The sequence below is a fragment of the Microbulbifer aggregans genome (assembly GCF_001750105.1).
Classification (GTDB): Bacteria; Pseudomonadota; Gammaproteobacteria; order Pseudomonadales; family Cellvibrionaceae; genus Microbulbifer; species Microbulbifer aggregans.
In genome coordinates, this window is sequence record NZ_CP014143.1 from 45544 (window position 1) to 69256 (window position 23713).

Consider the following 23713-nt stretch of genomic DNA (forward strand, 5'->3'; position numbering starts at 1 on the left):
TCCCTCATGCCCAGAGCAGTGAGTCGGCTTGAAACAGCGGACGGGATCAGTGTGTCCGCAAGGCGTGCCCACCTCTGCCAAGCAAATCTTTTAAGGTCCTTCCCGCCCGGCACGATGCACCTGCGTTAAGTACGTATCGCAACGATTACGCTCGGGGTCACGTGAACGCTGAAAAGGTCCACATAGGGATTAGAGACGGAAGGAATGGACTGAGCCGCACACCTCAGCTTGCCTGAGGCTGTGCATTACCCAGGGATAGACCTTTGGACGCCTCGGGGCGGGGCCGCCGCCGACCAATGGCTCGAAGCCACTCGAAACCGAGGAGCCCGAACAGGACCGTTACAGCGACGAGCACGGCCCCCAAAGCCCCTATCGCCTGCCATTCCACATAACAGGTCCAGAGCAGCTGTATGACGCAAAGGCAAGCCACCACCAACAATGTGGGCTTGCGACCAATCAAGCCGACCACAAAAACCCCCAGAGGCGCTCCCAGGGCAACTACCGGGGCCGCTGCCATCCAATTGCCAAACACCTCCGGGTGCCAATCACCGGACAGGCTTTTCACCACCACCCCGATCACCGAACTAAACGCCATGATGACCACAGAGGTGGGAATGGCCACTTTCAGATCCACACGGCACATCAACACCAGCACCGCATAAATCAGCATATCGATACCGACACCCGTCGTCGCGACTGCAGAGGCGCCAGCGGCGACGCCAAGCCAGACGCCGAGACGGAAATCCCGCTTCGGTTCACTGTGCGGGCAGGCATTGTGTGCTGTGATCTCATTGAGACGGTAAAGGTGGAGCAGACCAAAGCTACCCCAGAGCACGGCAAACACCAGTTTGATCCACAGATCTGGCAGCGCCGGGGCGATGAACAGGATGCCCAGGGGGGTGCCTATCAGCGAGCCAAGCATGGCACCGCGCAACATTGGCCAGGCGAGGGTCTGGCGGCGGGCAAAGATAAACAGGCTGGCACTCACCATGCCAATGGACTGGACCGCAAAACTGAAGTCCCGACCCAGGCTCGCGGGCATATCAAACAGCAGCACCAGCACCGGGAAACCGACAGTGCCGCCACCCATCGGGGTCGAGCCAGCCGCGTAGCTGCCAATGGCCATTGAGAGCGCCATTGGCCAGTGCTCCCGGGCCAACTCCCAATAGCCCAAGCCGAACGCAAGCAGCAGCCAGGCTGCATAGAACACCAGCAGACCCACCAGCCAGAGTCGCATACTCCGCAACAGCGCCATTAACCGACCCCTACAATCTCTGACCGCTCGCCCACCGGCAAGGTGCGTAGAAACGTCTGGTGATCCAGTGCCGCCACTTTCGCACGACGAACCAGTCCATCGAAGCGCCGGAACAACGCTTCCCGTTCCTCTTCCGCGAGCACAAACTGCAAGTCGGGGTAGTGCTGCATGCCATAGAGCACATAGCGGTAATTGGTGTCGGTAAAAATGCTGGCGTAAGTGCCGGCAAAGTCCTGATATTCGCAGATTTTATACCGCCACAGCTCCAGCTGCTGTTTCAGCCAGGGACAGTGCTCGGCAGTCGCTTTGGCCGCTCGCCAGAATTCACTGTCGTCGCGATCACTGAGGCAATAATGCAGGACGATGAACTGCTTCAGGTCCTGGTAAAAGCCGCGCATTTTCTGGTTATAGGCATCGCGCAGGGCCTGCGGCACCTCGCCGGCTGCCAAGTGTGTCGCCAGCAGGCTGACACCGAGGTGGATCATATGCAGTCCGGTGGACTCCAGCGGTTCAATAAAACCGCCGGATAAACCTATGGCAACGCAGTTACCGATCCAGAAACGATCCCGGCAGCCCACATTCATTTCAAGATGTGAACACTTCAGCGTTTCACTCCCGGGACCGAGAAACTCGCGCAATTCCCGCTCCGCGTCCTCAGGCAGCAAACGATCCGCGTCATATACATAACCGCAGCCCTGGCGATTGACGAGATCGATCTGCCAGGCCCAGCCATTGCTCAGTGCGGTGGCAACCGTGTAGGGTTTCGGAGCCTCCCCTTCGGCTAGGGGCCGCTGAATCGCCACCGCGCGGTTACAGGGCAGCGCATCGGCGAATGAGTGCCAGTTGTCCGCGGCGAGCTTTTCCAGCAGCAAAGCACGGAAACCGCTACAGTCGACAAAAAAATCCCCGGCGAACTCACCACGCTCAGTAGTCACACCGGTAATTTGCTCGCCATCCACGGTCACATCGGAAATCGTGGCTTCAATGTGCTCCACGCCGGCTTCGACAGCCTTTTTACGCAGGTAGCGAGCGAGCAGTTTGGCATCGAGGTGGTAGCCATAAGGTGTCACGGCCTGATAGGGCGCAGAGGAGATGGCTTTGGGACAGCGTCCATCATCGATCAGATGGGAGTTGATGCTCACCGCCCGGTCGTAACGCTCGGATTTATTCCGGCCGGCGACAAACCATGCGGAGGAAATATCCACCGAGCCACCGGGCTGCTGCTGATCAAACGGGTGGAAATATTCGTGCACCTTGCCATGCACCGGCTTTTTCCAATTGCGAAACAGAATGCCGGACTTTACCGTGGCATTGGTTTCCGCCATCAATTCCGCCTCATCCAATCCCATCGCGGCGAAGAAGAAACGGATACTGTGTACGGTAGCCTCACCCACGCCGATAATTCCAACGTCAGGGCTTTCGATCACACGGATGGCGAAGTTCTTTGCACTGCGGTTGAAATAGCGATTGAGGTAAATAGCCGTCATCCAGCCGGCAGAGCCGCCACCGACCACATTGATGACCTTGGTCCGCTGTCTATTCATGGTTCTTATATTTTCTGCAGGCCGAACTGCTTGATCTTGTTAATGAGGTCCCGATGGGCCGGCAGCTGGGCACATAACTGACCAGCGCCCGCCTCGATCTCAGCGAAGCGGGATAATGCCGCATCGCCGTCCGCAAACCGGTTGCCGATAAATTCGGTCGAGGTGAAAAAGCCCATCCCGTACAGAACGTACAGGTAATTCGGCAGATTGAAGATTTCCAGCTTACTGGGGAAGTCGTACTCAGAGGGTGGCTGGTAACGCCACAACTCCAGCTTGTCCCGCAACGACTCGGGAATAGACTCGGGTGCGCGATTATCGAGCCAAAAATCGCTGTCGGACCGCCGGGAAATACAGTAGTGGAGTTTGATAAACTCGATCACCCGCTCCCACGCGTAGTGCACATGCCGATTGAACTGGGCAGCCACAGCTGGCATCACCTGGCGATTCGCAGGGAACGTATCTGCCAACATTTTCGCGGTAGCGTCGTAGACCAGAATACCGGTGGCCTCGAGCGGCTCCACAAAGCCCTGTGACAACCCGATGGCAACGCAGTTACGCTCCCAGAAACTCTCCCGGTATCCCACTTTCATGGAAATGCGTCGCACCTCAGCATTCTCACCGGTCGCACCGAGGTAATGGCGAAATACGGTTTCTGCACGCTCGTGATCGGTGTGCGCACTCGAGTATACGTAACCCGTTCCACGACGCTCAGGCAGCCCGATATCCCAGATCCAACCACTTTCCTGTGCGGTCGAAATCGTATAGCTGGGGATCGGTTCGTTGTACTGCCCATAAGGCACCTGCGCAGCCAGGGCATAATCTGCAAACAGGGTATCCCTGCGGTCCACAAACGGGACACCGAGAGACTGCCCTAACAACAGCGACGCAAAACCCGTGCAGTCCACAAACAGATCTGCCTGCAGCGTCCCGTGCCGATCGGTGACCACCGCAGCAATATCGCCGTCCTCCGAGCGCTTGACCTGCTCTACCGTGCCCAGCAGGTGGTGGACACCCAGCTCTTCCACTGCATGACGAGTGAGCAAGCGAGCAAACTTGGCGGCATCCAGGTGATAGGCGTAACTGGTAAAGCCCTGAAACTCCGGCAGGGTCATATTCTTTGGACCCAGGCCGCGCTCGCACACCATCCCCTGCACTGACACAGCGTCCACGAATGAAGGCTTAGGGCCGGCCTGCTTCAGCCAGTAAGGGGTAAGATCACCGCGACTGCTGTCAGGGTAGTCAAAGACATGGTGGTAATGAGACGGCTGACCGGGAACCGGGTTATCTACCCAGTCAACAAATTTGATGCTCTGCTTGAAGGTGGCATCACATTCGCGAATAAAGTCGGTTTCGCTGATGCCCAGGTACTGTAGCGTCTGACGAATGGCAGGAACGGTGCCCTCCCCTACGCCAATCGTCGGAATATTTTCCGACTCGAGGAGCGTGACCCGGACACCTCCCGGTGACCGGGCCCGCAGCTTCTTGGCCAGGTGGCTGGCGGTGAGCCAGCCGGCGGTTCCTCCGCCCACAACCAGGACATGCTGGATGTGCCCGGATGTTGCCGCACTAGCCATCAGCGAGTGTCAACGCTGCCTCAGGCAGCGGTTGTCGCCTGCATCTTGGCCAGCTTGGAGAGCTGGTGCAGGGAGCCAAGCTGAGCGTACAACGCCGGCAGGAAGCCGCGCTTACGGAAGTCAGCGAAGTCCTCTTCGCCCAGCTCGTTCAGCTTCTTCTCGTCGACGATGTACAGGCCGTTCAGGTTGATTTTCTCTTCGCCGGCATTGACCGTCACAGACTGAGCGGTCAGCAGCTCCTTCTCAACCAGAACGTTTACAAAGGCTTTGGTCATCTGGTCACTCTCGAGGAAGTTAACCAGAGTCTCTTTCTTGGCCTTCAGGTAATCGGACTCTTCACCTGCGTCGGTAAACAGCGGGTTGCCCTCTTCCTCGCTGACCAGCGGGCTGTTCTCGACGATACCTACCATCAGCTGGTCTTTGTTCTCGCCCGCGGGAGCCAGTACGAAGGGATGATTGCGAACACTGCCGGGCACGAAGACGCCCTGCCACTTCTCGCCATCCACAAACAGGTTCTCACCGACCTTGAGGCCCAGCAGAGCCACGGACTGGAACTGGCCAGTCTCGGAATTCTTGACAAAAACGATCGGGTATTCGGCTCCCAGGCGGGTGAACTCATGGGCCGTTACGGGCACCATGTGCGCGTTCTTCACATGCTCAAAGCTGCCCAGCTCACGGATCTTCAGCTTGCCGTGGGCTTCTTTGTGCAGAGGAGCGATCTTGGGAGTCTGTTCAGTGGTCATACAACACCATTAAGTTCGTTGGTTATTCTGTTAATTCGACTGGCCCAGTATATTTTTCAAACGAAAAAAGGGAAGCAAAAACTTCCCTTTTTCCGGTACATCATTGCCTGAGGAGGCCCCCTCAGAACTTGGCGGACACACCCAGATTCAGGCGACGAGCAGTCTCGTACTCGTACAGCGGGAAGCCTGCGGTGAAGCCAGTTCCCGGCGCCGGCTCAGCATTGTTACCCAGCTGAACGGACTCCTCAGCCAGCAGGTTATTCACGTCCAGCTTGACATCCACATTATCGGTAGCATGCCAGACAGCACTCAGGTCCAGACTGCCGAAGTCGTCGTGCAGGCGGTTACCGTACGAGCCGGACTCGCGGATCATGTACTCGCTGCGCCAGTTGTAGGCGACCCGGGCAGAGAACATGTCGTTCTCGTAATAGCCGGTCAGGTTGTAGACATTCTCCGAGCTATCACTCAGGAACGGGTTGCCATCGGTGAAAGTCTCCTTGGCGGTGCTGGTATCGGTCCAGGTGTAGTTGGCAATTGCACCGAAGCCGTTGCCAAAGTCCTGCTGGTAACCCAGCTCTATGCCGGTGATATCAGCACTCTCGCCGTTGTCCTTTTCCTGCACGGTCCAACCGAAGCCCTGCTCACTCGCAGGCAGGTCGAAGGGAATTTCACTGGCGGAAGCCTGATACTCACTGATGGTCACGAAATTGGACACATCTTTATAGAACACTGCACCGGACAGCAGGGAGCCTTCAGCAAAGTACCATTCGAGGCCCAGATCTACCTGATTCGCGGTGAAGGGCTCCAGGCCCACGTTACCAATTACCCAGAACTGGTTATTGTCGATTTCATCGTCGGCACCCAGGACATTGGGATTCACGTACATATCGACATACTGCGGACGGGCCATCACCTTGGCCGCAGAGGTACGCAGGATCAGGTCATCTGACAGGTCGTAGGCCAGGTTAAAGCTGGGCAGTACTTCTGAATAATCCGCACTGGTGCTGCCGCGCTGACCATCGATGTAATAGATGGAGGAAGCATCGGTGGAGATATAGCGCACACCGAAATTACCGCGCACACGCTCACCGTCGAAAGTGGCCATGGCATAGATGGCGTTGTTGCTTTCGTCGATTTCGCTGTAGGAACCGAGATCCTCAACCTTGCCGACGATGGACGCTTTGGCCCAGGCCTTGAGAGCATCGGCGTCCAGCTTCGGGATATCATAGCTACCAGCCCCTGACTCGATAGTGCCATCCAGGACTTCAGCGGTGGAAATACTCGGGTCGAAGCCTTCCGCCTGCAAGAATTCGAAGCGACGGCTGGTCGTGTTGTGATCCGCGCTCTTGATACCTGTCTTGATGGAATTGATCAGGCCAAACTCGACCTCAAACTCCAGATCCGCCTGGAAGTAGGTCTCTTCGTCAGTCTTCGGTGTGGCATTGAAGTTGGCACCGGTACCCATGACTACACTGCCCGGATCGTAGGAAGCCAGGTCGAAGCCGTTGAGATCCCAGCTCTGGCCGCCACCGAAAAAGTCGTAAGTACCACCGGGAATCGCAGTGCCGCCGGAACCATCGTCCACGACCATCTCGAAGTCGGTACCACCTGTGGATGTGGTCTGACCAGCCTGGAAACTCAGCTCATAACCTTCACCCGCGTAATCCACGGACAGGTCGAACACATCGGAATTCATCGTGGCTTCACGCGGACGGGCCTGGAGGTAGGCGACATTCAGCGGGCCGCGAGCTGTAGTCCCGTTGATCTGGTCAGCTGGGTCGACATCGACTCCACACCAGCCACAGTTGCCCTGCGTCAGCCACAGCGCGTAGTTGGTGTTATCTGCTTCCATCTGCATATCGATGGCATTGAAAACGATATCCAGGTTTTCAGTCGGCTGATACTGGAAGGTAGCGTTGATGGCAGAGCGCTTGCGCTCCTGCTCGAAAGCAACCGGGCCTGCGCCCCACTCCCAGAACGCCTCATTACCCTGGCGCTGCAGCTGGCGCTCTTGGGAAACCGCGGAAACCAGCACACCGAAATTCTCGGCGTCGTTCTTCCAGCTGGCCAGACCAGAGAATTGGGGATCAGTGGCATCGGAGTCGGATTGGGAGGAAGCCTCGACAGAGCCGTGCAGGGTCATGGAGTCCAGGTCCAGCGGTTTACGGGTGTTGATCACCACGGTACCGCCAACACCGCCCTCGGCCAGATCGGCCTGGGAGCTCTTGTACACCTCAATGTCGCCCACCAGTTCAGACGGCAGAAGCTCGTAGTTGAAGCTGCGCTTGGCCGGTTCCAGCACAAACCAACCGGTAGAGGCAACATTCTGGCCATTCAGCGTGGTCAGTGTCAGGTCGTTACCTGCACCGCGGATGGACACGGCCGCCCCCTCACCAAACTGGCGCTGGATAGTCACACCGGGTACGCGCTGCAGGGATTCAGCGACGTTCTTGTCCGGGAACTTGCCGATATCCTCGGCAGAGATAGCATCGACAATCGCGTATGAATCACGCTTGGTACTGAGAGCATCTTGCAGGGAGCCGCGAATACCGGTGACGGTAACTTCTTCGAGGCCTTGGTCGGACTGGGCAGTGGCCAGCGGCGACATCAGGCCACCACTGAGCACTACCGCACTGATAGACAGTGCGAGTTGGTTGCGCTTTAGCATCGATTTCCCTTCCTTTGTTATTGGAATAAAGGTTGAGTTAAAAATTTTTTTAGTTTTTTCACCTTGAACCGCTGAATGATAGCGCTGTCATTTGTTTTTGTTTGATAGCGCTGTCATTCACGCATTGACAATACACAGAAAGAATCGAAAAAGCTACAACCCGGCAGGCAATTCAGGCTCCTGCGAGGCGGCTAAAGCGGTCAATTTTTGATCGAATTAAATTTTAGAAGAAAAAAGTTTTCTCAAAACAGGGAGTTACAGCACAGGTCGCGACAAGCTTGGAAGGGGATAAAGAGAGAGATAAGACGCCAGATAGTGACCGCCGCACTCCCCCGGAGCGCGGCGGTGCCAGGGTTATTCGATTTCCTTGATGCGCATGGCGTTGGTCTGTCCGCCCACATTCAGGCGATCGCCCTGGGTGATCAGGATACGCTGACCTTTCTTGAGCTCCATGCGGGAACCGACCACCTCGACGATGGATTCGGTCAGATGACCGAGGGGAATCTCCGCCGGGTCAAAATCCACCACCGGCTCGACCCCGCGCAGCAAAACCAGCTGCCGCGCCACGGCCGGGTGGCGGGTCAAGGCATAGATGGGCAGATGGGTGGTTGCCCGGGACATCATCCGCGGTGTACGGCCGGATTCGGTCAAGGCCACCACCGCCACCAGATTCTCCACCCGTGCGGCAACATCGACAGCAGCCTGGGCAATCACGGTATCGATACGATCTGAGGCACGGCTCTGGGAGGCCGGGCGGTTCACACTGCCCAGGTAGCGCTCGGCCCCGACGATCACTTCACTCATGGCTTCCACCGCAGCCACCGGGAAATCACCGGCTGCGGTCTCAGCCGACAGCATGACCGCATCGGTGCCATCCAGCACCGCGTTGGCCACGTCCATCACCTCTGCACGGGTCGGCGTGGGGCTGGTGATCATGGATTCCATCATCTGGGTAGCCGTGATCACGCCCCGATTGAGGGCATTGGCGCGGTTGATCAGTTTCTTCTGCACGCCGACCAGGGACGGATCACCGATTTCCACCCCAAGGTCACCGCGGGCCACCATGATCGCGTCTGAAGCGAGAATAATCTCATCCATCTGCTCGTCAGTGGCTACCGCCTCCGCGCGCTCAACCTTGGCGACGATTGCAGCCTTACTGCCCTCGGCTTCCATGGCGCTGCGCGCAGTTTCCAGATCCTCCGCACTGCGGGGGAAACTCACCGCAAGGAAGTCGACATCCAACTCGGCAGCCAACTTGATATCACGGTAATCCTTCTCGGTCAGGGCCGGCGCAGACAGGCCACCTCCCAGCAAGTTGATGCCCTTGTTGTTGGAGAGCTTGCCGCCCTGCAGAACGCGACAGTAAAGCTTCTGGGGAGTGGTGCCCGTCACTTCGAGACGGATCTTGCCGTCATCCAGCAGCAGGATGTCGCCCGCCTCACAGTCGCTGATCAGGCTCGGGTAATCCACGCCCACTCGACGCTCGTCACCGGCATCCGCGGGGCAGTCTGCGTCGAGGGTGAACTCACTGTTGTTTTCCAGCCAGATACTACCCTCGGCAAATCGGGCGATACGGATCTTGGGTCCCTGGAGGTCACCCAACACGGCGACCAGTTTGTTCTGTGCGGTTGCAGCCTCGCGCACGGCTTCCACACGGCGCTTATGGTCCTCGGCTGAGCCGTGGGAGAAGTTCAGACGAACAATGTTCACGCCGGCGCGAATCATCTCTTCAATGACGCGGGGCTTGTCTGTGCCGGGGCCGAGAGTGGCCACAATTTTGGTATGGCGGATCATAAACAGGAAATTACTTCTCAGTTGTGTTCAGGGCGCCTCGGCGCCCACAAAGGTGGGGAACCCCACCCTACTCGCTTTCTCTCTACTCTCTCAGGCGGTTTCCGCTACCTGAGCCTGTAGCTGCAGAGCCTCGGCCATGGCCAGGCTGGTATCCAGCATACGATGGGAGAAGCCCCACTCGTTGTCATACCAGGCCATGATCTTTACCAGGTTGCCATTCACACGGGTGTGATTGGCATCGAAGTGGCTGGAGGCCGTGGTGTGGTTAAAGTCGACGGACACCAGCGGCTGGTCACAGTAGGTCAGCACACCGCGGCTGCTGGCAGCCGCCTCTTTCATGATGGCATTGACCTCTTCAACAGTAGTGTCGCGACCGGCAATAAACTGGCAATCCACCAGCGACACATTGCTCACCGGTACGCGAACGGCCATACCGTCCAGGCGCCCTTTCAGTTCGGGTAGAACCAGACCTACCGCAGCGGCGGCACCGGTTTTGGTGGGAATCATGTTATCGGCGGCAGCACGCGCACGATAGATATCCGCGTGCACGGCGTCCTGGGTGTTCTGATCGTTGGTATAGGCGTGGACCGTGGTCATAAAGCCGCGCTCGATACCGAGTCCACGGTGCAGGGCCTTGGCAACCGGAGCCAGACAGTTGGTGGTACATGAGGCATTGGAAACAACTTTGTGTTCCGCGGTGAGCTTGTCGTCATTCACGCCGTATACGACAGTCAGGTCTGCATCGCCGGACGGAGCGGAGATCAGCACTGCCTTGGCGCCAGCCTTCATATGTGCCGATGCCGCCTCTTTACTCGTGAAGCGCCCGGTACACTCCAGGACCAGATCCACTTCCAGATCCGCCCATGGCAACTGGGCAGGATCACGTTCCTGACAAACGCGCACACGGTCACCACCGATCAGCAGATCACTCCCCTCCACGGATACCGGGGTGTTGAAGCGGCCGTGAATGGTGTCGAAACGGGTCAGGTGTGCATTGGACTCGACCGGAGCCAGGTCGTTGATAGCCACCAGCTGCACGCGGTCGTTGTATCCGGACTCATAGATCGCCCGGGTAACGTTGCGGCCGATACGGCCGTAGCCGTTAATCGCAATTTTCAGTTTCATGTGCTTTGCCTCAATTTTTAAATTTATTCGTCGCGACTACCGTCGGCTGCTGCGCTTTGCCCGCCGCCATGAACTCAAAGTACGGAGGCTTCTTTTGCCAACCGCGTAATTTCATCCCAGCGTTTTTCTTCCACCAGCTTTGCCGTGGCCATCCAGGAACCGCCGGCACAGATCACATTGGGCAGGGACAGGTAGTCCTTGGCGTTAGCCGGGCCAATGCCGCCGGTCGGACAAAATTGCACCTGGGACAGAGGACCACCCAGGGACTTGAGCATGGGCACACCACCGGCGGCCTCCGCCGGGAAAAATTTCTGGTAGCGATAACCGCGCTCGAGCAGGCGCATCACTTCGGAGGCTGTCGCCGCACCAGGCAATAAGGGCACGTCATGCTTTTCCGCCGCGTCCAACAGCACTTCGGTTGCGCCCGGGCTCACCATGAAAGCCGCTCCAGCATCGACCGAGCGCTGGAGATCCGCGGCATTCAGAACAGTGCCGGTACCCACATGGGCGTCTGGCAGGTGTTTGGCAATTTCTTCTACGGCCTTCAGCGCCGCATCAGTACGCAGGGTCACTTCCAGCACATTCAGGCCACCCTCTACCAGTGATTGTGCCAGCGGCAGTGCATCCTCTACTTTATTGATCACCAGCACCGGCACGATGCCGGCCTGCGACAGAACTTCAGCAAGCTGTTTCTGCATGATTGACTTCCAGTTTTTTTGCGGGGCGATCTGCGCCCTCAATCGTTATTTCAAGTCGGGCACTCCGCCCCGGGTCACGGAGCCCAGTAAACCGTTACCGCTTTGTGTCCCTGCTTCAGGATGCTGCGAATGGGCATCTCCAGTTCATCGCTGCCCAGCAGCGCTTCGCGGTAGACCTTGAGTTTCTCCTCGCCGGTAATCAGCAGCTTGATATCCCGCGACTGCAGGATGGCGGCGAGGGTCAGGGTCATGCGCTCGGTGTGACTGCCGGTCACTTCACTCTGCTTGGCGTTAATGGCCTTGCAGAGCTGGCTGCCATTGGTATTCAGGGCCTGTTCGAGGCCTTCGGCATGGGGAAACAGTGACGCGGTGTGACCGTCACTGCCCATTCCCAGGATGCACACGTCGAAGGGACGTGGCAGTTCGCTGTAAGCGCGCTCGCAATCCGCTTCACCTTCAGCCGCGGAAGCGTGTGGAGTTTTCATGCCGAGGAAAGGCGCCTCCGCCGCAGCGTTTTGCAGCAGGCTCTTTTCGATAAACGCGTGGTTGCTGCCACTCTCGGTCTTGTCGACCCAGCGCTCGTCCACCAGTGCCACGGTAATATCCGACCACGGCAAAGGACGCTTGGAGAGCTCCCGGTATACGGGTTCGGGCGTGCTGCCGCCGGAAACCAGGAAGCTCGCCTGGCCCTGTTCCTTGATGCCCTGCTGCAGCTTGCTGGCACAGTCATTGGCCAGCGCCTGTACCAGTCGCTCCCGGTCGGGGAAAAATTTTTCCTCAATCATCATGGCGTTCGCCTCGATTTCACTGTTATTGGACGTTACGTTTCCGAGCTACCTGGCGTTGACCCATGCGCGGCCATCCAGCCGCAACAGGTCGTCGGCGGCCTGAGGGCCCCAGCTACCCGCCCGGTACAGGCACGGCTGGTCGCCGGTCGCACGCCAGTGCTCGATGATCGGATCCACCCAAGCCCAGGCTGCCGCCACCTCTTCGCGGTGGATAAACAGCGCCGGGTTGTTGGCCGCCGCGTCCAGCATCAGCCGCTTGTAGGCATCACTGCGGATGCTGTCGTAGGTTTCGGACAGGGTCAGGTTCAACTCGACGGGCTTGAGCTCCATCTCCAGGCTGTCCATCTTTTTGGCCATCAGCACCAGCTTGATGCTCTCCTCCGGCTGCAGACGGATGACGAGACGGTTTGGTACTGCCTGACCGGCTGACTTGTCATAGACGTTGTGAGATACCTTTTTGTACTGGATCACGATCTCAGCACAGCGCTTTTCCATGCGCTTTCCCGTTCTCAGGTAAAAAGGCACACCCGCCCAGCGCCAGTTGTCGATATGGGCGCGGATGGCGACGAAAGTCTCGGTGTTACTGCCAGGTTCATCGAGCTCCTCCAGGTAACCGGGCACCAGATGATCACCGATTCCTCCGGCGACGTACTGCCCGCGCACGATGTTTTCATCTACCTCGACGCCGACCAGCGGTCGCAGCGCTTCCAGTACCTTGATTTTCTCGGCGCGGATATTTTTGGCCGACATGCTGTTGGGGGATTCCATCGCGATCAGGCATAGCAGCTGCAGCAGGTGGTTCTGCACCATATCGCGCAGGGCACCGGCCTCATTGTAGAAGCCCGCGCGCCCCTCGAGACCGACTGTCTCGGAGATGCTGATCTGGATGTGGTCGATGGTTTGCGCGTCCCAGAGATGCTCGAAAAGTACGTTACTGAATCGCAGCGCAAGGAGATTCTGAACCGTTTCCTTACCCAGGTAGTGGTCAATCCGGAAAATGTCTTTTTCCGGGAAATAAGTGGCAATCTTGCTGTTGATTTCGTCCGAGGTTTTGGCGTTGTAACCGAGCGGCTTTTCCACCACCACGCGAGACTGCTCGTGAATGAGTCCCTTGATCGACAGGTTTTCACAGCAGGGACCAAACACCGCCGGCGGAATAGCCAGGTAGAAAATTCGTGCGCGCTCATTGTCCCCGCCCAGCAGATCCGCGAGGTGATCCCACTGCTCATCGGGAACGGCAATATCGAGTGCCACCGCCCGCAGGCTTTCCTTGAATTCGCTCCAGCCGGCCTCGGAATATTCACCGTCGCGTAAATGGGTTTTCAGTGCTTTCTGTGCCGTATCGAGATAGCTGTCCGCGTCTTCCTGGCGACGGCAGACCGGAAAAATTCGCGAGCTTTCCTCGAGGCTGCCCTCCAGATGGGCACGGTACAGCGCCGGAATCAGCTTGCGCAGGGCGAGGTCGCCGCCGCCGCCAAACAAAACCATATCGAAGGGATTGGTCATATGTGTTCTCTGTCTGTTTTCGGCGTCTTGCGCCATGAATACTCTAGCGAGATTCTCCGCGTCTCGACCCGGTCAGTAGAGAATGCTCGCGCCGCTCTCTGCACCAGTAGCGAGAGCGCGCAGGTTTTTGAACAACTCGCGCCCCATACCGCGGGAGTGCGCACTCAGGTCTACTTCCGCAAGCGGTCGCGCTGCCAACTCTGCATCGTCGACGTGCAGCACTAATGTGCCGGCTTTGGCATCCAGTTCAATCACATCGCCCTCGCGGACTTTGGCGATTGCACCGCCCTCTACCGCCTCCGGGGACATATGAATTGCGGCGGGGACTTTGCCGGAAGCGCCGGACATACGACCGTCAGTAACCAGCGCCACCTTGAATCCGCGGTCCTGCAGCACACCCAGGGTCGGCGTGAGTTTGTGCAGCTCCGGCATACCGATGGCCTGGGGGCCCTGGAAGCGCACAACGGCAACGAAATCCTTGTCCAGCTCTCCAGCCTTGAAACGCTCCAGCAGTTCGTCCTGGCTCTCGAAAACAACCGCCGGGGCTTTGATATAGAGCTGATCGGACTTGAGCGCGGATACCTTGATTACGCTGCGACCCAGGTTACCGTCGAGCAACTGCAGGCCACCGTGCTGGGAGAAAGGATCGCTGGCGGGGCGCAGGATACTGGCATCGCCGGTTTCCTCGACTGTCGGCCGCCAGACCACGGACGCCTTGTCTTCACTGAGGAAAGGATCGTGGCAGTAGGGTTTGAGACCGGACTCACCGAGCACGGTGTGCACATCGTCGTGCAAAAGGCCGGCATCCAACAGCTCGCGAATCAGGAACTGCATACCACCGGCCGCGGCGAAGTGGTTGATGTCGGCTGTGCCATTCGGATACACGTGGCACATAAGAGGCACCACCTCAGAAAGCTCCGCCATATCCTGCCAGGTAATCTGAATACCGGCTGCGCGCGCCATGGCGATCAGGTGCAGGGTATGGTTGGTGGAACCACCGGTGGCGAGGAGGCCGACAATGCCGTTAACAAAAGCCTTTTCGGAAAGGATTTTCGCGATCGGTGTGTACTGGCTGGGTTCCGTGATCTGCACCAGTTGCTTGACGGCAGCATCGTTGAGAGCCTGGCGCAACTCGGTACCGGGGTTTACGAAGGAGCTGCCGGGCAATTGCAGCCCCATGATCTCCACCAGCATCTGGTTACTGTTGGCGGTGCCGTAGAAAGTACAGGTGCCGGGGCTGTGATAAGAGGCGCTCTCCGCCTCCAACAACTCCTTGCGGCCCACTTTGCCTTCCGCGTACAGCTGCCGCACCCGCGCCTTTTCCGAGTTGGAAAGGCCGGTGGGCATGGGCCCTGCGGGCACGAACATTGCCGGCAGGTGCCCGAACGCCAGAGCGCCGATCACCAGGCCGGGAACGATCTTGTCGCAGATCCCGAGATAAAAAGCTCCCTCGAATACATCGTGGGAGAGAGCGATTGCGGTCGACATAGCGATCACATCGCGGGAGAAGAGACTGAGCTCCATACCGGCGCGACCCTGGGTCACGCCGTCGCACATAGCCGGCACACCGCCCGCCACCTGGGCGGAGGCACCGCTGCTGATCGCGGCCTTCTTGATCAGATCCGGATAGCTCCCATAAGGCTGATGCGCAGACAGCATATCGTTATAGGCATTCACGATCGCCAGATTGGGGCCGCGCCCCGAAGCAATCAGGTCCTTGTCGCGTTCACTGCAGGCGGCGATGGCGTGGGCGAGGTTGCCGCAGGAGAGATGGCTACTGGCGCGACCGGTGATGTGGGCGCGCTCTACCTGCGCCAGGTACTCCCCCCGGGTCTCCTCACTGCGTTCGACAATACGCTGCGTAACTGCTTGAACCTTGCTGTGGACCATAACCCTTTTACTCTTTTGCTTATCCGGTAGTTTCCGCTGCAGCGGTACCGGCTTTGACCCGCCGGTAGTATTCGATCAGGCGGGCTGTGGAGGCATCCTCTTCACGCAGATCACCACACTCCAGCTTTGGTTGTAGTGCCGCGGCGAGTCCTTTACCCAGTTCCACACCCCACTGATCAAAGGAATAAATTTGTAGAATCACACCCTGCACAAAAATTTTATGCTCATAGAGAGCAATCAATGCTCCCAATGCGTGCGGGTTGAGTTTTTTTATCAGAATCGTGTTGCTTGGACGATTCCCCCGATGGACCTTGAACGGTGCCAGTGCTGAAACTTCAGCCTCGTCCAGCCCCCGCTCCTGCAGCTCTGCAACCACCTCGTCATTGCTGACCCCATTCATCAGCGCCTGGCTCTGGGCCAGCATATTGGCCATCAGAATCTCGTGATGACCGGGCAAGCCGTGCCCCGCCGCGACACTGCCGATAAAATCCGCCGGGACCACCGCAGGACTCTGGTGCAGGTACTGGTAGAAGGCGTGCTGCCCGTTGATACCCAGCTGCCCCCATATTAGGGGGCCGGTCGCGTATGCTGCCTCCTCCCCCGACCTGGTGGTAGATTTGCCGTTGCTCTCCATCTCCGCCTGCTGCAGGTAAGCCGGCAACATATGCAGAGCCTGGTCATAGGGCAGCACCGCGTGCGCTGGATAGCCCATAAACGTGCAATACCACACACTGAGAAGCCCCATGAGTAACGGCGCGTTCTGCTCCAGTGGCGCCTGCTGGAAATGGCGATCCATCTCCGCCGCACCATCCAACAGTGCCCGAAACCCTTCAAAACCAATCGCGATCGCCACCGGCAGGCCGATGGCAGACCACACGGAAAAGCGACCGCCGACCCAGTCCCAGAAGCGGAATACTCGATCCGCTTCGATACCGAACTCTTGCGCGCGCGCGGGGCTCGCGGTGACGGCAGCAAAATGACGCCTGAGCAGCTCATCCCGATCTGCGAGCGGATCCAGCCACCTCAGCGCACTTCGCGCATTGGTCAACGTTTCCGTAGTGGAGAACGTCTTTGACGACACCACAAACAGGGTCGTCTCCGGATTGAGCCCCGCCAGCGTATCGGCCAGCTGGGCACCATCCACATTCGATACAAAGTGAACGTTTACGCCGCCCTGCCTATAACCCCGCAGGGCTTCAATGACCATCTGCGGTCCCAGATGAGAGCCACCGACGCCGAGGTTGACCACATCGGAGATCGGCAAGCCCGTGCATCCTGTCAGGGCGCCATTATGTAGTAAATTTACAAAACCTTTCAAGCGCTCCAGCTCAGTCGCCACGGCGACGGCCACCGACTGTCCCTCACAGCTGAGATCGGCCACACCACTGCCACGCAACGCAGTATGCAGGACCGGCCGCCCTTCAGTGCGATTGATCGGCACTCCGGTAAAGAGCCGATCCCGCCAGCGCTCCACATCCGCCTCCCTCGCCAGCTGTAATAAATTTACAAAAACCTCGTCATCAATAAGGTTTTTGGAGTAATCCAGCAGGAAAGACGGCAGCTCCAGGGAATAGCGCTCAGCGCGCCGGGGATCGTTGGCAAAGAGTTCGCGCAGGTGGGTGTGTTGCATTTGCCCGGCCAGGGCTTCCAGCTCGCGCCAGCTGTGAGTTTGGGTAATATCCATAGTCTCCCCCTTCGCCTTCAGCCCCGCAACGAGGGCGTCAACAGGCCAATTGTTATCAATTATTGGGCAGCGTTTCTTGCTTTCAACGCAATTGACAACGCTGTCATTTTGCCTCAAGCGTCCCATATGCAGACAGCGCTGTCAATTCGCTCTTGTAGTCAAATTTCACGATCGGCCGACCAGCCGTTTCAGGCGGTGCAGCAGCGGATTGTGGTGGCTTTTGCTGCTAAACTGCGCCTCTCGGCCTGCTGGGAAACAGAGCGAGGCCGGATATAACAATGACAAGGACCAGCGCCCTCAATGAAAGTCACCATCAACGATGTCGCCGCTCGGGCTGGCGTCTCCATCAAGACCGTATCCCGGGTTATCAACAATGAACCCTCTGTGCGTCCAGCGACCAAGAAGAAGGTGATGGATGCGGTCAAGGCGCTGAACTACCAGCCAAACCTTGCAGCCCGCAACCTGGCCGGGACCCGCTCCTACACCATTGCCTTTATCTACGACAATCCCAACGCCTACTACGTCATCGATATGCAAAACGGCATACTCGATGCGTGCAAGGCGCGCGGTTACGAACTGCTGATCCACCCCAGCAACTCAAAGTCACCCCAGGTGCACAAGGAGCTGGAGGACCTGGTGGAACACTCCAAGGTGGCGGGACTGGTGCTCACCCCACCCTTCTCGGAGAAGCCGGATGTGATCGAGACCGTCAAGAAACTGGGGGTCGACTACGTGCGTATCGTCTCTGCCGAGGCCGCGGAGAAAGATGAGGACAACTGCATCCAGGTGGACGACAGCAGTGCCGCCTATGAACTGACCAAACATCTGCTTGACCACGGACACAAGCGCATTGGCTTCCTCTGTGGTGGCGAAGAGCACGTTTCCACCCACGGGCGTCTGGATGGCTATAAACGCGCATTGAAAGACGCGGGGCTGGTGGCGGATGAGGACATGATCCTCAAGGGCGAATACTCGTTTGATTCCGGCGTCCAGGGGGCCAAGAAACTACTGGGATCCGCAAATCCGCCCAGCGCAATTTTTGCCAGTAATGACGAGATGGCTGCCGGCGCCCTGTTCGCGGCGCGGCTGATGAATATCGATATTCCATCACAACTGTCCATCGTCGGCTTCGAGGACAGCCCCTTCTCGCGCCAGACGTGGCCGAAACTCACGACCGCGCACCAGCCCAACAACGAGATTGCCAAGTGCGCTGCCGCCCTGGTACTGAGCAAGGCACGCAGCAAGGGTTCCGCAGAGACCGGATCTGCCAGCAAGGAGGCAGGCATCCAGCGCAAGTTCACCCCGTCTCTGGTCGTGCGAGACTCTAGCGGACCGGCTCCGGAATAACCGCTCTCTTCTCTTGCGGCGGGCTCTGCCCGCCGCAAGCACGCAACTCCTTTCCTCTGCCTTCGACCACCTTCATCGACACCTGAGCTTCAGGCAAAAAAAAGCCCTCACGTAGAGGGCAAGATGACGAGAACCAAAGAGAAAACAGAGAAGATAAACAGATTTTCCGGGTTACAAACTTAAAGACAGAGTATTCATTTCCAACTGCGCATCTTGTGGCCTTTGAGGGCGTAGAACAGGATGAACACGTAACAGGGCAGCGCCACCCAGTAGCCAACCTGTGTGCTCTCGGCAACGTGAGCCAGCTTACCGAAAGCGAGGGGGATAATTGCCCCACCGGCAATTCCCATAATCAGGAGCGCAGACCCCTGGGCAGTGAAGCGGCCCAGACCCTCCAGGGCCAGCGGCCAGATGGCGGGCCACACCAGCGCATGGGCGAGTCCCATCAGGGCAACAAAGGCGACGGTATTCGGCACTACCGGCACACCGGTCCAGCCCCACAGGACATCGGCAATGGCGGTACTCTCGGAGGAACCGTACAGAGCTCCCAGCACACACAGGCTGCCGGCAATGGCCGATCCCAGCAGCGCCTGCTGCTGGCTGATAAACCGCGGAATCCCGAACACACCGATCAGGTAACCGATCACCATAAACACCATGGTATAGGAGGTGAGTGATGCATAGTTTGCGAGACCGAGCCGCTCGCCGTAGAGCCCGATGGTGTCACCGGCGATGACCTCGACTCCGACATAGGCAAACAGTGCCAGCGCGCCCAGTACTACCTGCGGGTAATGCAGGATGCCGGACTTTTCTTCACTGTGTTCACTGGATTCCTCCTCGATATCCGGCAAGCCGGACAGCTTCACCAGCCCTACCAGCAGGAACAGCAGTGCCGCCATATAGATATAAGGCATGATGAGGCGATTGGAGACTTCCTCCAGCTTTGCCGCGCGCTCCGCATCACCCAGCTGGCTGATGGCCTCGGTGTTGAAGTCCGCGAGACCGGACAGTACCAGCGCGGTAAACACGATCGGTGCCAGCACCCCCGCGCCCTTGTTGATGATGCCCATCACCGCAATGCGCGTGGCCGCACTCTCGGCCGGGCCGACTTTCACTACATAGGGATTGGATGCGGTCTGCAGGATCGTCAGACCGGCCCCAAGACCAAACAAAGCGAGCAGGAACACCGGATAACTGCCGGTCTGTGCAGCAGGAATAAAAATCAACGAAGCCACGCCCATGATACCCAAACCGATCGCCATGCCATCGCGGTAGCCGGTGCGGCGCAGGATATACGACATGGGCAGGGCCATTACCGTGTAGGCAATATAAAAGGCGAAGGTAACGAACAGTGCCTGGAACTCGTTCAGTTCACAGAGAACTTTGAGAAAGGGAATCAGCGACCCGTTCAACCAGGTCACAAATCCGAAAATAAAAAACAGCATGCCGATAATGGCCATCGGCAGCAGGCTGCTTCTCGATTCGCTTTGTTGCAGAACTGCAGTTTCCATAGGAGCACCTTTATTATCGTTATCGTGGTCTTCGCCACGGTCTAAAAACCGGCCAGGTAAAAATTATGCGGTGAAAACTTCCCGGCCAGAAATCCAGGTCTTTTGAACCTGAAGTTCATCATTCAGCAAAATCAGGTCAGCGGGGCCACCTTTTTCTATCCGTCCTCCCTCATAGCCGAGGAACTGGGCCGGATACAGTGACGCCATCCGCAGCGCCTCAAACAGATCGACACCGCACCAGTGGTGGATATTGCGCACAGCACTGATCATATCTAGATGCGAACCCGCCAGCTCGCCAGTGGTAGACGTCAGTCGGTCACCCTCGCGGGTCACGACGCGATCAAACAGCGGGAAGCTGGTCTCGTCACTACCCACCAACGACATGGCATCAGTGACCAGCATGATTTTCCCCCGGGGCTTGGCTTTGATGGCCAGTAACATTGCCTCGGCACTGACGTGGTGACCGTCAGCGATCAGCCCGCACCAGGCCTGGTCGCTGATCAATGCCGTGCCCACCATGCCCGGCTCGCGGGAATGCAGCGGTGACATGGCATTGTAGAGATGGGTAAAACCGGTCGCGCCCGCATCCAGCGCCGCCGCAGCAGTTGTTCCATCGGCATTGGAGTGACCGAGACAAACCCGCACCCCCAGATCCACCAGCTTGCGAATGTCCGCAACGGAGACATTCTCCGGGGCCAGGGTGACCATCTTGATCCCCAGATCCTCGCGGGCGTAAATCTCCAGCTCCTCATCAGTCAGCGGCCGGATAAAACGCTCTTCGTGCGTTCCCTTTTTGGGCGCACTCAGGTGCGGTCCCTCGAAGTGCACCCCCAGCACGCCGGGCACAGACTCCCTGATCGCGGCACTGACGGCCTCCGCTGCACTCTGCATGACTTCCACTTCATCGGTAATCAGCGTCGGCATAAAACCGGTGGTGCCATAGCGGGCGTGCGCACTGCTCATTTTGCCCAGCGCGTTGACGGTGGGATCGTTGTTGAACAATGCCCCGCCGCCACCATTCACCTGGACGTCGACCAGCCCCGGCGCCAGCAGCCCCTGCAGGTGCTCGGCATCCGCGGGCACCTCGCCGCCGAGGGCGGCAATGCAGCCATCGTCACCAAGGACAATCACCACATCCCTGCGGACGTTCTCGCCGTCAAAAAGCTGTTCGGCTATCAAAGTGCGCGCCACGTCTCTCTTCCTTACCGGTGCTCAGACGGTCTGGGTGACTTTCTTGAGGCCGGCCGGCTCGTCCGGGTTAATACCCCGGCTCACCGCCACGTGGGCCACATCGATATAGAAGCGCTGCAACAGCGCCAGCGGGGCCGCGCGAGGGTGCACGCCCTTACTCGGCACGTGAAGGTTAACCAGAGTCCCGCCGCGGCGAATAATGTCGGCGATCTGCTCGCTGTGCGCCTCGAAGGATTCATCCTCAATGGGGACATTCACCACGGTGAGCTTCTGCTCCACCAGGGTGACGGGGCCATGCAGAAACTCCGCACTGGAGAAGGATTCCGCGTGGATGTTGCAAACTTCCTTCAGCTTGAGGGCAAGCTCGCGAGTAATGCCATAGCCGGGTCCGCGTCCCAGTACCACCAGGTTTTTCACCGCGGCCAGGTCCTCGGGGCGCAACTGCACATCGGAGTCCACAGCATCGCGCAGGGTCTGTGGCAGCGCGGTAACAGCGCCGAGCAGGCCTTCATCCTGGGTCCAGTTTGCCACCAGCTGCAGCACTGCAGACAACGTGGCCAGGTAACTCTTGGTCGCCGCTACCGCCTTTTCCGGACCCGCCTTCAGCGGCACCATCAGGTCGACAATCTCGCCGATGGGCGCAGACTCGTCGTTAACCAGCGCCACCACGTAGGCACCGGCCTCTTTGGCCATACGCGCCTGGGCAAGGATGTCCGGGCTGCGGCCAGATTGCGAAATCACCAGTACCAGCGCGCCTTCAAGCTTGAGCTTGCGACCGTAAACACTGGAAACCGAGGGCGCCGCGGCAAATGTCGGTGTACCGGTCTCGATCTCGATCAGGTACTTGGCAAAAACGCCAGCATGATCGGAAGAACCCCGACCAACGATCATGACAAAACGCGGGGGCTCGCGACGCAGTCGCTCTCCCAATTCCGCCATGACCGGGGCATTGCTCTGCAATTGCTCTGCAATGCGGTCTGGCGCCTCTCGGGCCTCAGATTCCATCACTGTAGTGGCCATTGCCTTATCTACCTGTGTTGCTTCTGCCGTGTTTGCTGCACTCATATCAATCTCAGTCGCTATCCATTAACCAAACAGGGCGCTGCTGCCCGCTTTCTTCGCAGCACCCTTTGCGTCACTGCCCTCCCGGGCCAGAGACTGCTGGGCGAAGTACACACAACCGATCTCCGGCGGATCCAGCGGGTCCGTCAGGCGCTCGACCACATGGGGCGCAAGCCACGGACGCAGGCGTGGAGCGAGCCCGCCAATCATGGAGAGTCGCGGTGGCTTCTGCTCCAGCAGCTTGTCAGCCAGATCGCTGATATAGGAAGCGCCATCGCGCACGATGGCCACCGCCACCGGATCGCCCGACTCGGCACACTCGATCACCGGCACGGCCATGCGCGCGTAGTGACTGGAGGATTTGCCACCAATCTTTTCGAACACCTCATTGGCATCGGAAGCACCCAGGGCCTGTAACAGCGAATCCTTGAGACGGGAATCTTCGGCGAGGCCATCGAGGGCCATCAGCAGGTACTTGACCGCCTCCATACCCATCCAGGCGCCACTGCCTTTGTCCCCGTGGGGGAAGCCGTGACCGCCCACCAACAGACTGCGACCGTTGACCCAGGAATATCCACAGGAGCCGGTACCGGCAATGATCACCGCGCCGTCACCGCCGCGATGGGCACCGAGACAGGCAGAGTGCTGGTCAGTGGTGAGGTACATTTTCTTGAAGGGGTGCGCCCAGGAGTCCATCTCGTGGTAGAGACGCGGCATATTGACGCCGGCAAGCCCCACACCCGCCACCAGGTCACCCAGAATCTCTGGGGACAGGCCGGCATCGGCCAGGGCCAGGGCGGCAGAGCGCACGATGGAATCGATTGTCTGGGCATAACCATGAAGGGGATTGGCAGGGCCGGCGACACCCGTGCCGAGTACTCGGTTCTCGGCATCGACAATAGAGGCGCGACACTTGCTGCCGCCGCCGTCGATACCAATGTAAAGTGTATCCCTGTCTCTCAAAGCAACCATCTGAACCGGCCTCTAAGATTTTGTATTGTTATGTGTCCGTGCCGGGCTTCCCAACATTTCCCCCGGAAAGCGCGGCTGACGCATCGAGGGCGTCAGTCGAATATCATTTGATACTACAGGACACATGACAGCGTTGTCATCCCATTTGCAGAAAAAAGTGGCGAATACCGCGCTGCCCCAGCCTCTTGCACAGAATTCGTACAAATTCCGGGCAATCTCCAGCAGTATAGCCGCTGAAAATCGGCAACCCGGTCGCAGTATTCCTTATTACTGACTCCATGACGGGGCCTCGTTCGCCGCTCCATCGATTCTCCCGACTTCACAGCCGCTGCAATAACTGCGTCACACATTTTTGCGATAA

Annotated in this window: 17 protein-coding genes; 1 reads left to right on the forward strand and 16 read right to left on the reverse strand. The window is 58.4% G+C overall.

Annotated features, from left to right (window positions below):
• Positions 1-223: 223 nt before the first annotated feature.
• The 12 genes from AUP74_RS00225 to pgi form a co-directional block, all read right to left on the reverse strand.
• Positions 224-1255 (reverse strand): sulfite exporter TauE/SafE family protein, encoded by a 1032-nt coding sequence (locus AUP74_RS00225; RefSeq protein WP_069945792.1) that lies wholly within the window; start codon positions 1253-1255, stop codon positions 224-226.
• A complete protein-coding gene (locus AUP74_RS00230) occupies positions 1255-2799 on the reverse strand; it encodes a tryptophan halogenase family protein (protein ID WP_069945793.1) in 1545 nt (514 codons plus the stop codon). Before AUP74_RS00230 ends, AUP74_RS00225 begins: the two co-directional genes overlap by 1 nt.
• 5 nt (positions 2800-2804) lie before the next feature.
• Complete coding sequence (locus AUP74_RS00235; protein WP_069945794.1) at positions 2805-4373, reverse strand: tryptophan halogenase family protein; 1569 nt, start codon at positions 4371-4373, stop codon at positions 2805-2807.
• Positions 4374-4393: 20 nt separating this feature from the next.
• Entirely contained in the window at positions 4394-5116 is a 723-nt protein-coding gene (locus AUP74_RS00240; protein ID WP_069945795.1) for a SapC family protein, read from the reverse strand.
• 121 nt (positions 5117-5237) lie between these two features.
• A complete protein-coding gene (locus AUP74_RS00245) occupies positions 5238-7784 on the reverse strand; it encodes a TonB-dependent receptor (RefSeq protein ID WP_069945796.1) in 2547 nt (848 codons plus the stop codon).
• 354 nt (positions 7785-8138) lie between these two features.
• Complete coding sequence (pyk, locus tag AUP74_RS00250; protein WP_069945797.1) at positions 8139-9578, reverse strand: pyruvate kinase; 1440 nt, start codon at positions 9576-9578, stop codon at positions 8139-8141.
• A gap of 90 nt (positions 9579-9668) precedes the next feature.
• Positions 9669-10703: a type I glyceraldehyde-3-phosphate dehydrogenase gene (gap, locus tag AUP74_RS00255; RefSeq protein ID WP_069945798.1), complete on the reverse strand. Its 1035-nt coding sequence runs from the start codon at positions 10701-10703 to the stop codon at positions 9669-9671.
• A 74-nt stretch (positions 10704-10777) separates the two neighbouring features.
• Positions 10778-11401 carry a bifunctional 4-hydroxy-2-oxoglutarate aldolase/2-dehydro-3-deoxy-phosphogluconate aldolase gene (locus tag AUP74_RS00260; protein ID WP_069945799.1) on the reverse strand — a complete coding sequence of 208 codons (624 nt, stop codon included), beginning with the start codon at positions 11399-11401 and terminating at the stop codon, positions 10778-10780.
• A gap of 74 nt (positions 11402-11475) precedes the next feature.
• The gene (gene pgl, locus AUP74_RS00265; protein WP_335625485.1) at positions 11476-12189 is read right to left on the reverse strand and encodes a 6-phosphogluconolactonase; all 714 of its coding nucleotides are present in this window, start codon (positions 12187-12189) and stop codon (positions 11476-11478) included.
• 45 nt (positions 12190-12234) lie between these two features.
• The gene (gene zwf / locus AUP74_RS00270) at positions 12235-13695 is read right to left on the reverse strand and encodes a glucose-6-phosphate dehydrogenase (RefSeq protein ID WP_069945800.1); all 1461 of its coding nucleotides are present in this window, start codon (positions 13693-13695) and stop codon (positions 12235-12237) included.
• Positions 13696-13767: 72 nt separating this feature from the next.
• On the reverse strand, positions 13768-15585 hold the full coding sequence (gene edd / locus AUP74_RS00275) for a phosphogluconate dehydratase (protein WP_069945801.1): 1818 nt from the start codon (positions 15583-15585) through the stop codon (positions 13768-13770).
• Between the two features lie 19 nt (positions 15586-15604).
• Positions 15605-17269, reverse strand: coding sequence for a glucose-6-phosphate isomerase (gene pgi / locus AUP74_RS00280; protein WP_069945802.1), 1665 nt, complete (start codon positions 17267-17269; stop codon positions 15605-15607).
• Between the two features lie 300 nt (positions 17270-17569).
• On the opposite strand from pgi, the gene AUP74_RS00285 reads away from it, so the two are divergent.
• Positions 17570-18616 carry a LacI family DNA-binding transcriptional regulator gene (locus AUP74_RS00285; RefSeq protein WP_069945803.1) on the forward strand — a complete coding sequence of 349 codons (1047 nt, stop codon included), beginning with the start codon at positions 17570-17572 and terminating at the stop codon, positions 18614-18616.
• A 194-nt stretch (positions 18617-18810) separates the two neighbouring features.
• Here AUP74_RS00285 and AUP74_RS00290 read toward each other — a convergent pair whose 3' ends face one another.
• The 4 genes from AUP74_RS00290 to nagK all read right to left on the reverse strand — a co-directional run bounded on the left by AUP74_RS00290 (position 18811) and on the right by nagK (position 23352).
• Positions 18811-20127 (reverse strand): sugar MFS transporter, encoded by a 1317-nt coding sequence (locus tag AUP74_RS00290; RefSeq protein ID WP_069945804.1) that lies wholly within the window; start codon positions 20125-20127, stop codon positions 18811-18813.
• A gap of 63 nt (positions 20128-20190) precedes the next feature.
• Complete coding sequence (nagA, locus tag AUP74_RS00295) at positions 20191-21318, reverse strand: N-acetylglucosamine-6-phosphate deacetylase (protein WP_069945805.1); 1128 nt, start codon at positions 21316-21318, stop codon at positions 20191-20193.
• A gap of 21 nt (positions 21319-21339) precedes the next feature.
• Positions 21340-22383, reverse strand: a complete 1044-nt coding sequence (gene nagB-II / locus AUP74_RS00300; RefSeq protein WP_226999843.1) for a glucosamine-6-phosphate deaminase NagB-II — start codon at positions 22381-22383, stop codon at positions 21340-21342.
• Between the two features lie 21 nt (positions 22384-22404).
• Positions 22405-23352 (reverse strand): N-acetylglucosamine kinase, encoded by a 948-nt coding sequence (gene nagK / locus AUP74_RS00305; RefSeq protein ID WP_069945807.1) that lies wholly within the window; start codon positions 23350-23352, stop codon positions 22405-22407.
• Between the last annotated feature and the right edge of the window lie 361 nt (positions 23353-23713).